The organism is Nonomuraea sp. NPDC049421 (genome assembly GCF_040677005.1).
Lineage (GTDB): Bacteria > Actinomycetota > Actinomycetes > Streptosporangiales > Streptosporangiaceae > Nonomuraea > Nonomuraea salmonea.
The window spans coordinates 378,585-391,190 of the sequence record NZ_JBFAQA010000002.1; the positions used below are offsets into that span (position 1 = coordinate 378,585).

13 protein-coding genes and 1 pseudogene are annotated in these 12,606 nt (G+C 70.4%); 9 read left to right on the plus strand and 5 right to left on the minus strand.

Features of this window, described 5'->3' with window-relative positions; genetic code table 11:
• Nucleotides 1-6 precede the first annotated feature (6 nt).
• Both AB0K18_RS05475 and AB0K18_RS05480 read right to left on the minus strand, forming a co-directional pair.
• Nucleotides 7-213 carry a hypothetical protein gene (locus AB0K18_RS05475; protein WP_364910215.1) on the minus strand — a complete coding sequence of 69 codons (207 nt, stop codon included), beginning with the start codon at nt 211-213 and terminating at the stop codon, nt 7-9.
• Between the two features lie 55 nt (nt 214-268).
• Complete coding sequence (locus tag AB0K18_RS05480; protein WP_364910218.1) at nt 269-574, minus strand: DUF1330 domain-containing protein; 306 nt, start codon at nt 572-574, stop codon at nt 269-271.
• Between the two features lie 127 nt (nt 575-701).
• Here AB0K18_RS05480 and AB0K18_RS05485 point away from each other — a divergent pair, with 127 nt between their 5' ends.
• Nucleotides 702-1,604 (plus strand): LysR family transcriptional regulator, encoded by a 903-nt coding sequence (locus tag AB0K18_RS05485; protein WP_364910219.1) that lies wholly within the window; start codon nt 702-704, stop codon nt 1,602-1,604.
• Between the two features lie 17 nt (nt 1,605-1,621).
• Here AB0K18_RS05485 and AB0K18_RS05490 read toward each other — a convergent pair whose 3' ends face one another.
• Complete coding sequence (locus tag AB0K18_RS05490) at nt 1,622-2,221, minus strand: TetR family transcriptional regulator C-terminal domain-containing protein (RefSeq protein ID WP_364910222.1); 600 nt, start codon at nt 2,219-2,221, stop codon at nt 1,622-1,624.
• A 94-nt stretch (nt 2,222-2,315) separates the two neighbouring features.
• Here AB0K18_RS05490 and AB0K18_RS05495 point away from each other — a divergent pair, with 94 nt between their 5' ends.
• On the plus strand, nt 2,316-3,794 hold the full coding sequence (locus AB0K18_RS05495; protein WP_364910224.1) for a carboxylesterase family protein: 1,479 nt from the start codon (nt 2,316-2,318) through the stop codon (nt 3,792-3,794).
• Nucleotides 3,795-3,937: 143 nt separating this feature from the next.
• On the opposite strand, the pseudogene AB0K18_RS05500 reads toward AB0K18_RS05495, so the two are convergent.
• Nucleotides 3,938-4,243 (minus strand): annotated as a pseudogene (locus AB0K18_RS05500) (TetR-like C-terminal domain-containing protein); the annotation flags it as partial.
• 40 nt (nt 4,244-4,283) lie between these two features.
• Here AB0K18_RS05500 and AB0K18_RS05505 point away from each other — a divergent pair.
• From AB0K18_RS05505 to AB0K18_RS05525, 5 genes are all read left to right on the plus strand, one after another.
• Nucleotides 4,284-4,616: a hypothetical protein gene (locus AB0K18_RS05505; protein ID WP_364910226.1), complete on the plus strand. Its 333-nt coding sequence runs from the start codon at nt 4,284-4,286 to the stop codon at nt 4,614-4,616.
• Between the two features lie 286 nt (nt 4,617-4,902).
• On the plus strand, nt 4,903-6,288 hold the full coding sequence (locus AB0K18_RS05510) for an alpha/beta hydrolase (protein WP_364910228.1): 1,386 nt from the start codon (nt 4,903-4,905) through the stop codon (nt 6,286-6,288).
• 10 nt (nt 6,289-6,298) lie between these two features.
• The gene (locus AB0K18_RS05515) at nt 6,299-7,387 is read left to right on the plus strand and encodes a sensor histidine kinase (RefSeq protein ID WP_364910230.1); all 1,089 of its coding nucleotides are present in this window, start codon (nt 6,299-6,301) and stop codon (nt 7,385-7,387) included.
• Nucleotides 7,384-8,061, plus strand: a complete 678-nt coding sequence (locus AB0K18_RS05520; RefSeq protein ID WP_364910233.1) for a response regulator transcription factor — start codon at nt 7,384-7,386, stop codon at nt 8,059-8,061. Before AB0K18_RS05515 ends, AB0K18_RS05520 begins: the two co-directional genes overlap by 4 nt.
• A gap of 48 nt (nt 8,062-8,109) precedes the next feature.
• Nucleotides 8,110-8,313 carry a hypothetical protein gene (locus tag AB0K18_RS05525; protein WP_364910235.1) on the plus strand — a complete coding sequence of 68 codons (204 nt, stop codon included), beginning with the start codon at nt 8,110-8,112 and terminating at the stop codon, nt 8,311-8,313.
• A 305-nt stretch (nt 8,314-8,618) separates the two neighbouring features.
• Here the strand turns inward: AB0K18_RS05525 and AB0K18_RS05530 are convergent, their stop codons facing one another.
• Nucleotides 8,619-9,515, minus strand: a complete 897-nt coding sequence (locus AB0K18_RS05530) for a LysR family transcriptional regulator (RefSeq protein ID WP_364910238.1) — start codon at nt 9,513-9,515, stop codon at nt 8,619-8,621.
• Between the two features lie 119 nt (nt 9,516-9,634).
• Between AB0K18_RS05530 and AB0K18_RS05535 the strand changes: the two genes are divergently transcribed.
• Together AB0K18_RS05535 and AB0K18_RS05540 are read left to right on the plus strand one after the other, a co-directional pair.
• Nucleotides 9,635-10,765, plus strand: coding sequence for an FAD-dependent monooxygenase (locus AB0K18_RS05535; RefSeq protein WP_364910241.1), 1,131 nt, complete (start codon nt 9,635-9,637; stop codon nt 10,763-10,765).
• Between the two features lie 223 nt (nt 10,766-10,988).
• The gene (locus AB0K18_RS05540) at nt 10,989-12,515 is read left to right on the plus strand and encodes a serine hydrolase domain-containing protein (protein WP_364910244.1); all 1,527 of its coding nucleotides are present in this window, start codon (nt 10,989-10,991) and stop codon (nt 12,513-12,515) included.
• Nucleotides 12,516-12,606 lie beyond the last annotated feature (91 nt).

The following is a 12,606-nucleotide window of genomic DNA, read 5'->3' on the forward strand; positions in this document are numbered from 1 at the left end:
CTGCCGTCAGGCCGGGCCGTCGTTCCCGCGGGATCTCGGTCGGTCGCTGCGCAGCCTGGTCAGGGCTGTCTTGATGGGGTTGCGGGCTCTGCGAGCCGCGTCCCGGTGGATCAGCGCCATGAGATCGTCGGCGCTGCTCCACCGGGACGCGGCCCCGCGGAAATCGTCGGCGGCCTGCTGGTAGGCGGCGACAGTCTCGTCGGATCGTCCCATCGTGGTCAGGCCACCTGCGAGCTCGGAGCAACCCGGCTCCCTCGGGCCAAGCCGGTCAGTCGACGCCTTCGATGATGCGGAAGTCGCGCTCGAAGCCGTCGGGGAGGGCCACCAGCGCGTTCTGGTACGCCTCGCTCTCGTACGTTGCGACGGCCTGCTCAAAGCTGTCGAACTCGATGAGAACGACGCGTTGCGTGACTCCGGCCTCGTGGGCGACGATCCGACCGCCACGGGACGGGAGGAGGGCAAGGTTGCGCCCGCCCCCGGCCTGGACGGCCAGACCGGCCAGTTTGTCGTAAGTGGTCAGCCGCTCAAGGTCGGGAGTGTCGGGGTAGACACTGACCCAGTAGCCCTTCGCCATGAAATCTCCTGTTCTGGTCAGAGCTCGATCGATATATGCGCAGGTTAGGGCTTGATGTGCGGCCGAGGGAAAGACCAGTTCGGGCTAGACTCAGAACGAATCGTTATTAATCGGCGGGGGAGGGCTCGTGGCGCCGGACACGGTGAGCCTGCGGTACTTCCTGGTGCTGGCGCAGGAGCTGAACTTCACGCGCGCGGCCGCACGGATCGGCATCGCCCAGCCCGCTCTCAGTGCCCGGATGCGCCGTTTGGAGTCGGAGCTCGGTACGCCCCTGCTGGTCCGCAACACGCGAAGCGTCGAACTGACCGCGGCAGGTGCGGCTCTGGCGGAGGCCGCGCCCCCCGCGCTGGCGGCACTGGACCGGGCATGGGACACCGCCAGGAGCGCGGCCGCCGGCGAACTGGGCGCGCTGCGCATCGGCTACAGCCTCAGCGCCGGGGCCGAGACGGTACCGGCCCTGGTGGACAGACTGATGCGCGGCACCAGCGGACTCGAGATCGGCGCGGTCCCGATGGCGACACCGGAGATCACCCCGGCGGTCGCGGACGGCCGCCTCGACGCCGGGATCACCCGCGGCGAACAACCGGGCCGCGGCGTCCATAGGTACTTGCTGCGGCGTCTGCGCGTCGGGGTCCAGCTGGCGGAGCACCATCCGCTGGCCGGACACCCGGAGATCGAGATCGCCGACGCGGCCGCGTACCCGCTGAGGCTCCCGGACCGTGCGGCCAACCCCGTGATCCACGATCAGCTGTCCGCACTGTTCCACGATGCCCGGCCGCACCCGCGCTTCCACACGCCCGCGGTCTCGTACGACATGTCCCAGCGCGACCTGCGCGACGGGCTCACCCTCGCCCCGGCAGGAGAAGCGGCGGTCGCGGTGCAACCGGCCGGTCTCACCTGGCGGCCGCTGCGCGGCGCGCCCAGCCTGACGATCCACCTGGTCCTCCCACGCGAGCAGTCGCCGCTGCACCGCCGCATCCGCGCCGTCGCCAGAGCCCTGGCGCACGAGCTGCACTGGCTGCCGGGCTGACGCGCAAGACGAGACGGTCACGTACTCCTGAACAGCCGGTCCAGATGCACGTCGATCGCGGCGAGCGCGTCCTGGGGCTCGATCACGTCGAGTTCGATCAGGGAGGTGAAGCCGGTGAGGGCGAGGAGCAGGTTGGTCTCGGTCGCCGGGTCGCGGCCGGGGTCGATGTGCCCGTCGGCGATCGCCTGGCGGACCACCTGCTCGACGAGGGCCCGCCCTTGGACGAGGCCGCGGCGCGCCTGCTCGTGCACGGCCTCGTCGTGCAGCGCCTCCAGGACGTAGGCGGCGCTCATCCGGCTGGTCGCGCGGGCGTCGGCGTGCAGGGGGAGCATTTCCGCGAGCGTCAGTCGCAGCACGTCACGGGGGTGCGGACGGTCACCGAGCTTTTCCAGCCCTTGGCGTACGCGCACTGAGGTCTGCTCGGACGCGAAGTCCATGGCGAAGGAGAGCATGGCGGTACGGGAGCCGAAGTAGTGCTGCAGCTGCCCGAGCGACATGCCCGCCTCCTGCGCCACCACGCGCATCGTCAGCTGGGTGACGCCGCGCTGCTCCACCACCCGCCACAGTGCGCGGGCGATCGCTTCGCGGCGTTCGCGGTGATCCACCTGCTTCGGCATCGCCGGCTGCTCCCTCGTACCCAAGACCATTCCAATACAGTCGACATAATACAGTTGACCTATATCCCAGGAACCAGGCGAGGGAAGGAGCCGGATGAAGGTACGGACCACAGAAGGCGTGGTGCAGGGGCGCCGGCGGCAGGGGCACGCGGTGTTTCGCGGCATCCCGTACGCCCGGCCCCCGGTAGGAGCGCTCCGCTTCGCCGCGCCCGCGCCGCCGCAGCGCTGGGAGGGGACGAGACCGGCGGTCGAGTTCGGCCCCGTGGTGCCGCTGTCCCTGCCGATCGACGTGCCCCCGCAGGGCAGCGACTGGCTGACGCTCAACGTCGGCACGCCGGATCCCGGCGCGGCGGGACTGCCGGTGCTGGTGTGGATCCCCGTGGGCGGCTACCTCTCGGCGGCCTCGAGCGACCCGATGTACGACCCGGCGGCGCTGGCCGAGGCGGGAGTCGTCGTGGTGACCATCAACTGCCGCGTGGGCGCGGAGGGATTCGCGTTCCTCGACGACGCGCCGCCCAACCGCGGTTTCCTCGACCAGATCGCGGCGCTGGAGTGGGTGCAGCGCAACATCGCAGCCTTCGGAGGCGACCCCGGCCGGGTCACCGTGGGCGGGGTGTCCGCAGGGGCGGGCTCGGTCGCCGCCTTGCTGACGATGAAGTCAGCCCGCGGCCTGTTCCGGCGGGCCATCGCCCACTCGGTGCCGGGACTGCACAGCACCCCCGCGCTGGCCCGGCAGGTCACCGCCGCGTTCGCGGACCGGCTCGGCGCGGCGGCCCCCACCGCCGAGGCCCTGCGCGACATCGACCCCTGGCACCTGGCCGCGGAGCTCACCTCCTTCAACGCCGGCCTCGACGCGCACCGGGAGAGCTGGGGGCGTCTCACGGAGACCGGCACCGCCCTGTGTCCCGTCGTCGACGGCGAGGTCCTCCAGGAAACGCCCTGGCCCGCGTTCACCGGCGGGCGCGCGAGCGGGACCGAACTGCTCGTCGGCCACACCCGGGACGAGTTCCGGTACTTCAGCGTCATGAGCGGACGGTACGGCACCTTCACCGAGGAGGACGCCGACGCGGCCCTGGAACTGCTCGCCCCGCAGCCGGACGGCGCGCGGGCCTACCGTGCCGCGTTCCCGCAGGCAGGCCCGGAGGAACTGGTGGAGACGGTGTACTCCGACGCCCTCTTCCGCATGCCGTCACAGAAGCTGGCCGAGGCGAACGCCGCAGCCGGCGGCACCTCGTACCTGTTCGAACTGTGCTGGGCCGCCCCGGCCCTCGGCGGCATCCTGGGCGCCTGCCACAGCCTCGACGTGCCCCTGGCGTTCGGCACGCTGGACAGCCCCGTCGGCACCCGGCTCATCGGCGAGAAGCCCACGCCCGAAGCCGTCGCGCTCTCCCGCGAACTGCAGGAGGCATGGGTCCGCTTCATCACCACCGGCGACGCGGGCTGGCCCGCCCACCGGCCGGGCGAGCACCTCACCCGCGTCCTGGACGCCGAGCCGAAGACCCTGCCCTACCCCGAACAGGCATCCCGCCAGATCTGGGAAGGCCACTTCCCGGCCCCCTTCGATCTCCCCTGATCCAGGGGATGTCGTGAGCGGGATCTCAAGGTAGGGAGCGTCCACTGGTTCGCCCGGATCATGGACATCGAAGGTGATGGGGTGACGCCCGAGCCGGACCCGGGAAGGTCGCTCATTTCGCCTGGCCACGGCGGCGCTGAGCGTCAACCGTGGCGTGGGCCGCGGTTCACGCCTTGGATCGCGCTGTCGATTAGCTCGGTGAGATGGTCCGGAGCGGGCATGCCGAGGTGCAAGGTGGGCCGGACGTAGATCGGCCCGAACAGCAGGTCGTGCGCCACGTCCAGGTCCGCGTCGGGGGACGGCTGTCCGTGGTCCTGGGCTGTGCGCAGGCGCGCGCGGAACTCCTCGATGCGCGGATGGATCAGCCGGTCGCGCAGGCACCGGGCCAGCTCGGGGTCGTGCTGGGTGTCGGTGAGCACGCCCACCAGAGCCAGTCCCGTACGTGGGTTGGTGAGGAGGTCGACGTCAGGTGAGGAGAAGGGTCAGAACATGGCGAAGACGATCACCCATGCGACCGTGTCGCTCGAAGATGGCGTCACGTATACCTGCGTGGTCGACGACATCGATCAGGCGGTCGAGTCCGGCAAGCAGGCAGCCGGAAACAAGCGGGTCAGTCCGTTGGGAGGCAGCATCTCGCGACAGTGCCTCGCACTGGGGCTCGTCGACGAGGTCCAGCTGCATATCGTGCCGATTCTGCCGGGTGAGGGCGGTCTCGCTGTTCGCAGGACTCTGAAAGCTCGTCGACCTCGAACGCGTCGAGACGTCCGCATTCGCCGGCGAGACGCACCTTCGCCACCGCGTCCGTTCTCGAACGTCACCTGACGCTGCCGCCCTCGATCCTGACAGGCTCACCGCAGCCATCGCCGCGGGCCTCCACGGCGTGCAGGAAGCGCCTCTGCCCCCGGGCGTCCAGCGCCTGGGGGCGAGCTTGGGCGGGGTGCCGCGGCGGACCTGGACCGGGCCCAGCCCGCAGTGGCCGTAGAAGTGGTCGAGCGCGGCCAGGTGGGCGTTGCGGCGTAGGCGCGGCGGGTGCCGTCGTCCAGCGGCGCGGCAAAGATATGCAGAAAGGGGGACGCGTGGACGGAGCGGCTCCGGCGATCCTTCCGGCATGAACATCGTTGCCTCACTCGTCGTCGGCGCGGTCACCGCCGTCGCTCCGGTCTCGGCCACGCCGCTGTCATGGCAGGACTGCGGGGACGGTCTGCAGTGCGCACAGATCCAGGTGCCGGCCGACTGGGCCCGCCGATCAGGGCGAAAGGCCACGATCGGTCTCGCGAAGCTGTCCGCTCAGGACCAGGCCGGCAAGAAGGGCGTGCTGCTGGTCAACACCGGTGGGCCTGGCGAGCAGATCGCGCTTCTCCGTCAGGCGAAGGAGTCCTTTGCGGATCTGACCAAATGGTTCGACGTGGTGATTTTCGACCCGCGGGGGTTCGGCAAGTCCAGCGCGATCAACTGCCCCATCTCCGCACCGTTCGCCACCGAGTGGGTGTTCCCGAACAAGGACGCATACGACGCGTACGCTGCGAAGAACCGCGCTTTCGGGCAGGCATGCGCCGAAGAGGCCGGGCCGCTGTCGGGAAGCCTCAACTCCTGGCAGATCGCGCACGACATGGAGGCGATCAGAAAGGCACTGGGACAGGCCAAGCTGACCTACTTGGGCAACTCACACGGCACCGTACTCGGGCAGGCCTACGCCGAGTTGTTCCCCCGCCGGGTCGGCCGGATGTATCTCGACAGCGTCTTCGACCACACCACCCCCGACCTGCGCACCTGGCTCAAGCCACGGGCCAAGGCCCTGGAGGCCAACTTCAAGCGCTTCGCCGCCTGGTGCCAGAGCACCGCCACCTGCGCGCTGCACGGCAAGGATCCGGTGGCCGTCTGGGAAGAGGTGATGGCCGAGGCCCGCCGCGAGCCCATCCCCGCCCCCGAAGCCGGTCCCGGCGTACGCATCAGCGACACCCAGATCGCCTCCCGCGCCCACTTCACCCACGAGGCCACCTGGGAGCGCCTGGCCGCCGGGCTCGCGCGGGCGCAGGCCGGCGACGCCTCGTTCTTCGCCAAGGTGCAAGGAGCACCGGACCCCGACCTGTCGCGCGTCATCCTCTGCGCGGATCTGCCCTACCCCGGATACGGAAAGGTCAAGAAGCTGGAGAGCGTCCTGCGTCGCGATACGCCCCACATCGGGTGGCGAGCCGTGTGGCTGATGGCCAACCACTGCGCCGGCCTCCCGCCGACCAGGACGTACGCGCCTCACCCCATTAAGGCGCCCGGCCTGCCCCCCGTGCTCATCGCGGGCGGCGAATACGACGACAACACCCCGACCGCGGACGGCCGCCGGCTGGCCGCCCAGCTTCCCGGGGCCCGCTTCCTGCCGGCCATCGGCGGGCATGCGCTCTACCTCTCCGGCCACCCGTGCGTACGCGAGCACGTACACCGCTACCTGACCACGGGCCAGATGCCGCCGCGCGGCGCCTCCTGCGGACCGGCGAAGTAGCGTTGCCGCTGTGTACGCCAGAGAGGGACTCTTCGTGCTCGCGGCCACGGCCGCGCTCACCGCATTCGCCATACTCGACGGCGAGCCGCCACCGTGGCCTGAGCTGCCCCTCCTGGCGGGTGCCAGTCTCGCCGCCGCCCTGCCGCTGACGTTGCGTGCCCGCCTTCCGCTGACAGGAGCGCTGCTGTCAGCGGCGACAGCTCTGCTCGGGCTGGCGATCCCAGGGTGGCAAGGCCGGCTGGTGGCCATGGTCATGTTCGGCGCGGCGGCCTTTCGCCTGCCGCGCCGCGCCTGGCTGGTGATGAGCCTGTCCATCGTCTGGACCACCGGTTACGGCCTGCTCATCCCGCGGGCACAGGCGGGGCTTTCCGTGGTCACCGACCTGGTCATCATGGGTGTCGCCCCGGTCGCGATCGGCCTCGCCCTGCAGCTGTACGGTGAGCGGGCCGCGCAGGCGGCACGGCTCGACCACGCCGAGGCGCGCCGCGCCATGGCGGAGGAACGCGCCGCGCTCGCCCGCGACGTCCACGACAGCGTCGGCCACCACCTCACCGCCATCCGCATGCAGGCCACCGCCACCCGCCGAGCACTGCGTGGCCAGGCGCAGACCGCCGACAAGGCCCTGGGCACCATCGCCGAGCTGTCCGCAACCGCGTTGAACGAGGTGCGCGCCCTTCTCGACTCCCTACGTGAGGCACCCACCGGGCCGGACCTGGAAGAGATCGATAACCTGGCCGAGCGGCTCTCCACCCCGCGGCTGCCGATCTCGGTCCGCCGCGCCGGGGCCGGCATCACGCCGCCGCCCGCTGTCGGCCATACGGTCTACCGCGTCGTACAAGAAGCGCTCACCAACGCCGTCCGCCATTCCGGAGCCGGCCACGTGGACGTGCACGTGGTGTGCGACCCGGCCGCCGTGACGGTCTCGATCACCGACGACGGCCACGGCCGTGCCGGAGCGGAGGGGCGGGGCATCAGAGGCATGCGCGAGCGTGTAAACCAACACGGCGGCACGTTCGTGGCCGGCCCGGGGCAGGATCACGGCTGGCAGGTGGAGGCCGTCGTGCCGTTCGGGCCCATCGGTTCAAGGAGGGCGGCGTGACGATTCGAGTGGTGATCGCCGATGATCAGCCGGCCGTACGTGACGCGTTGCGCGTGACGCTGGACGGCGAGCCCGACATCAAGGTGGTCGGTGAGGCGGCCGACGGAGCCGAGGCCGTCCACCAGGCGCTGTGGCGGCGCCCCGACGTGGTGGTGCTGGACCTGCGCATGCCGTACGTCGACGGGATCTCCGCGATCCGGCAACTGGCCGGCACCGAAGCTCCGCCGGGGATGCTGGCGCTTACCACGTTCGACACCGACGAGTACCTCTTCGGGGCACTCCAGTCGGGGGCTTCGGGGTTCCTGCTCAAGGACAGCGACCCCGAACTGCTCCTGGAGGCGGTGCGAGCGCTGCACCGCGGGCACGGGCTGGTGGACCCTCAGGTCACCACCCGGTTGATCCACCGATTCGCGAGCCTGTCGCCCGCGTCTCCCGCCGACGCGCACAAGCGGCTCACTGCTCGTGAGCTCGAGGTGCTCCGGCACCTGGCTCGCGGGCTGAGCAACGCGCAGATGGCCCGAGCCCTGGCCATCGAGGAAGGCACGGTCAAGAACCACGTCGCGAGTCTGCTGCGCAAACTCGGGCTGCCCACGCGGGTGCGCGCCGTCATCTATGCCTACGAGCACGGCCTGGCACCGCGCCACTCAGAGGGTGTACGCGATCCCCATGAGTGATCGTGCAACGTTGCTTGGAGGAGGCGAAAAGACCTTGCCTGCCAGGGGTTGTCACGATTTACGACCCACTCCTACGGCCACGACGACGGTGACGGCTCGCCCGACGTCGTCGTGGGCGGCCACATCGAGGTCAACCACGTCGGGCGGACGCTGCTCGCGCAGGCGCTGCCGCCCGTGGGCCACGTACGCGCCGAATCGCGCAGTCGGCCGGCCTCCGACCGGTCGTCCACGCGCTCCTCGCCGGCGCAGTGACCACGAACGTTCACCGTGTTCACCGTCGCCTGGGCCAACCCGATGTCAGCGCCGCCAGTCCGGACATCGGGCGAAGCCCTCCTCGGGCGGTCCGCCCGCAATGTGAGTGACATTTGCGAGCGGCCCGTAGCCAGCTACGCCACCGGTGGGAGATACCCGTGCTCACGTTCGCTCAGACGACGCCGCCTCGCCGGTCCCCCCTGCCGTCGATCGGCTGAAATGTGCTGCGGCTCTTCCCAGGGGCGCTGAACCTGATGACGTCCGGTCTGGCGAGGCGTTTCCGGGTTCACCCTGTTGTTCGGCGATCAGCTCTGTGGCGTGAGGGGGCCAAGGTCGCGGACGACCTCGGCCAGGGCGCGGATGGGTTCGTTGGTTGTTTCGCTGCTGCGCCACACCAGCGCGTACGGCAGCGGGCCCATGTCGGTGACGGGCAGGTAGGTGATGTCCGGCCGTGCCCAGTAGCGGGTCATGTGGGAGGGGAAGAGCACGACGATCTCGGCCATGCTGGCGAGGGTGATGGCTTCTTCGGTGTTCCGCACCACGGGGCCGCGCTCGATTGTGCGGCCGCGACGGGTCTCGCGGGGGATGAAGGCGTCGTACCAGTAGTCGGGCGGGGTGTCGGAGTGCGGGTGCTGGAAGTCGGCGGCCATCTCCAGGGAGACGGAGGTACGGCGGGTGAGCTCGTGGCCGGTGGAGACGGCCAGCACCCGGGGTTCGGCGAGCAGGACCGGTCCGACGGTGAGGTCGGGCTCGTCGATGGGCAGCCAGGTGATCAGGACGTCGATGTCACCGCGGCGCAGCGTGGCGAAGGAGTCGCTGAACTGGGTGCTTTGAACGCGCAGCCTCCACTGCGGGTGCCGGAGGCGGAAGACGTCCCAGTAGGCGCGCAGGTCGTAGGCGTTGGCGGGCAGCATGCCGACACGCAGGATGCCGGTGATGCCCTGGCCGGCGAGCTGGGCGCGCTCCACGCTGTGCTTCAGCCCGGCGTAGAGCGGCCGCAGGTCGTCGCGGAGCTGCCGCCCGACCGGTGTCAGCCGTACCGTGCGGTTGGTGCGCTCGAACAGTGGCGCGCCGATCTGCCGTTCCTGCTTCTGGATCGCCTGGGTGACGCGAGCGGGCGACAGGCACAGCCGGGCGGCGGTACGGCCGAAGTGCAGTTCCTCGGCCAGGGTCAGGAAGATCTCGATGTCGCGCAGCTCCACGCCTGACCTGCTCCGTTTACTCCCGCTGAAGGTGATCTTTCAGCACTCATCATTGTTCTGGGTGCTCACCGTACTTGATCCTCGAAGCGCACGATTCGTTGGTTCGAGGGAGCAGGGTGATGGACGTCCTCATTTCCGGCGCCGGCCTCGCGGGGACCGCTCTGGCGTACTGGCTGCGCCATCACGGTTTCACCCCCACCCTGGTCGAGCGGGCCCCTCGGCTGCGGGCGGGCGGGGGCGTGGCGGGTTTGCGCGGCGAGGCTCTGGACGTGCTGGATCGCATGGCCCTGCTGGAGCGGGTCCAGGAGCTGAACACGCGGCCGGGCGGCGCGGCGCGTGCGGACCGTCGCGGGAGCCCGTACCACCTGGAGATCCTCAGGGCCGACCTGATCGGCCCGCTGTACGAGGCCACCCGCCAGGAGGTGGAGTACATCCTCGGCGACTCGATCGCCTCGGTGGAGCAGGACCCTGCCGGCGTGCGGGTCACCTTCGAACGCGGCCGGCCGCGCCGCTTCGCGCTGGTGGCCGGCGCCGACGGGCTGCACTCGCGCACCCGCTCGCTGGCCTTCGGGCCGCGCGAGCGGTTCATCCGGCACCTGGGCATCTACACGGCGACCTTCGGTCTTCCCCTCGACCTCGGCCTGCCCGGCTTCGACCGGCTTCCCGGCATGCCGGGCAAGGCGGCCGACATCCTCAGAATCCGCGACAACGCCGAGGCGTACGCGGCGCTGCACTTCACCTCCGGAGCTCTGGCCTACGACCGTGACGACGTCGCGCAGCACAAGCGCATCGTGGCCGGACAGTTCGCCGGCGAAGGCGGGCCCATCCCGCTCCTGCTGGAGGAGATGAGCAGGGCGCAGGACTTCTTCTTCGACGCCAACGCCCAGGTGGAGATGTACCGCTGGTCCTCGGGCCGGGTGGTGCTGCTCGGGGACGCCGGCTACTGCGCGGCGCAGACCTCGGGACTGGGCGCCTCCCAGGCGCTGATCGGCGCCTACATCCTGGCCGGCGAACTGGCCGTCGCCGGCGGCGAGCACCCGGCGGCGTTCGCCGCCTACGAGCGGGAGATGCGCGGCTTCGTCGCCGAACACCAGCAGATAGGACGCGAAGGCGCCGACCGGTTCTTCATGGGCATGCCCACCCAGGAGGCGCCGGGCATGACCGCAGCCGGCACACGGGCGACGGCCCGCACGCACCTCGTCAGGCTGAAGGACTACGCGCCCAGCTTCGCCGCACAGTGGCCGCCGTGACCGGTGGCAACCGAAGGCCCGGTCCCCACCGGCGTGCGCGCGCTCCCCCAAGGCGCGGACAGCCATCGTGCTTACCGCCGGCCAGACGCTGCCATGTCAGCGGCGACGCCAGGACGGCAACCGGGCGGTATCCCCTCGAATCCAGACCCCGCTAGCCATCAGCACACCCTTCCATCATGTGTCCGTTCATGTGAGATTTCACCTTCAGAAGGAATACGTCACCATGTCCCTCACCCTTACCGAGCAGGACCGGCTCACCCTGCAGACCGCCGCGTGGGGCGCCGTGTCGCTGATGTCCGCGGCTGGTGCCGCCGGCTCGGCGCACCGGGCCGCCACCGAAGGATCTGTCGCCCTGGCATCGGCGACCGGCCGCATCGGTCATGTGCTCGCCAAGGCGCCCAAGGGCGTGAAGTACGGCAAGACCGTGGCCGACCTCGCCGACCAGGTGCTGCCGGCCCTGACAGCGGCCATGACCCTGCTCAAGCGGCAGGATCCGGCCGAGGCCGGCGATTTCCGCCGCACCGTCCTGATCGCCGTCGAGGCAACCACCAGGGGCGAAGCCGGCCCCGCCATGACGGAGATGGCTCGCAAGATCACCGAAGCCCTCGACGTCGCCTCGGCCACCTCCGGCAGCAGGGGCGTGCAGACGGACGCTGCCGCCCAGGATCGCCCGGAGCTGCAGAAGGTCATCCAGGAGATCGTCGATTCCGGTTTCACCGGAGTGTCGCTGCGCGTGCACGACAAGCGGGGTGAGTGGGCCGGCAGCGCCGGAGTGGCCGAGCTGGGCCAGAACACTGAGCCCCCGGTTGACGGGCATGTGCGGATCGGCAGCAACACCAAGACCTTCACCGCCACCGTGGTGCTGCAACTCGTCGCCGAGGGCCGGATCGCCCTGGACTCCTCCGTGGACGACTACCTGCCCGAGTTCGGGCTGGACCGGCGCATCACCGTGCGGATGCTGCTGCAGCACACCAGCGGGATCTTCAACTTCACCGGCGACTTCGACCCCGACGGCACGTTCGCGCCGGGAATCCCCGCCACCCCCGCGGGCAAGGAGTGGGTGGACAACCGCTTCCACACCTACCGGCCCGAAGAGCTGGTCCGGCTGGCGCTGTCCAAGCCGGCCCGGTTCGAGCCCGGCACCGACTGGAGCTACGCCAACACCAACTACGTGCTGGCCCGCCTGCTGATCGAGAAGGTCACCGGCCGCCCGGTCGCCGAGGAGATGCACCGGCTGATTTTGGGGCCGCTCGGTCTGACCGGCACCGTCCAGCCGGCCGGCGAGACGGACATCCCCGAGCCGCACGCGCACGCCTACTACCGCTACGAGGAGGACGGTCAGACCCTGATAGTCGATGTCACTCGGCACAACCCGTCCTGGATCTCCAGCGGCGGGGACATGATCTCCACCACCCGTGACCTGCACACGTTCATCTCCGCCCTGCTGGGCGGCAAGCTGCTGCCGGCCGAGCTGCTGGCCGAGATGTGCACCCCGGAGGCCAAGGCCGGCTACGGCCTGGGCGTGTTCGTGCAGGAGGCGCCCGGCGGCGGCACCGTCATCACCCACAACGGCGGCATGGCCGGTCACGCCGCGCTCCTGTACAGCACCCCTGACGGCAGCAAGACCCTGACCGCCGCGCTCAACTACGTCGACGACGCCGCCCTGTCCCTGGGAGCGGCCTTCCAGCAGGCGACCCAGCGCCTCGTCGCGGAAGTCTTCGGCAACGAGCAGACCCGACCGGCTCAGTAGCCCGACCTGAGCGCCAAGCACGCCGGGGACGTGTCGGCGGGCGAGCCGACGAGCACGCGGCCGCCTACCGGCACCCGGCCTGCCCACCCCA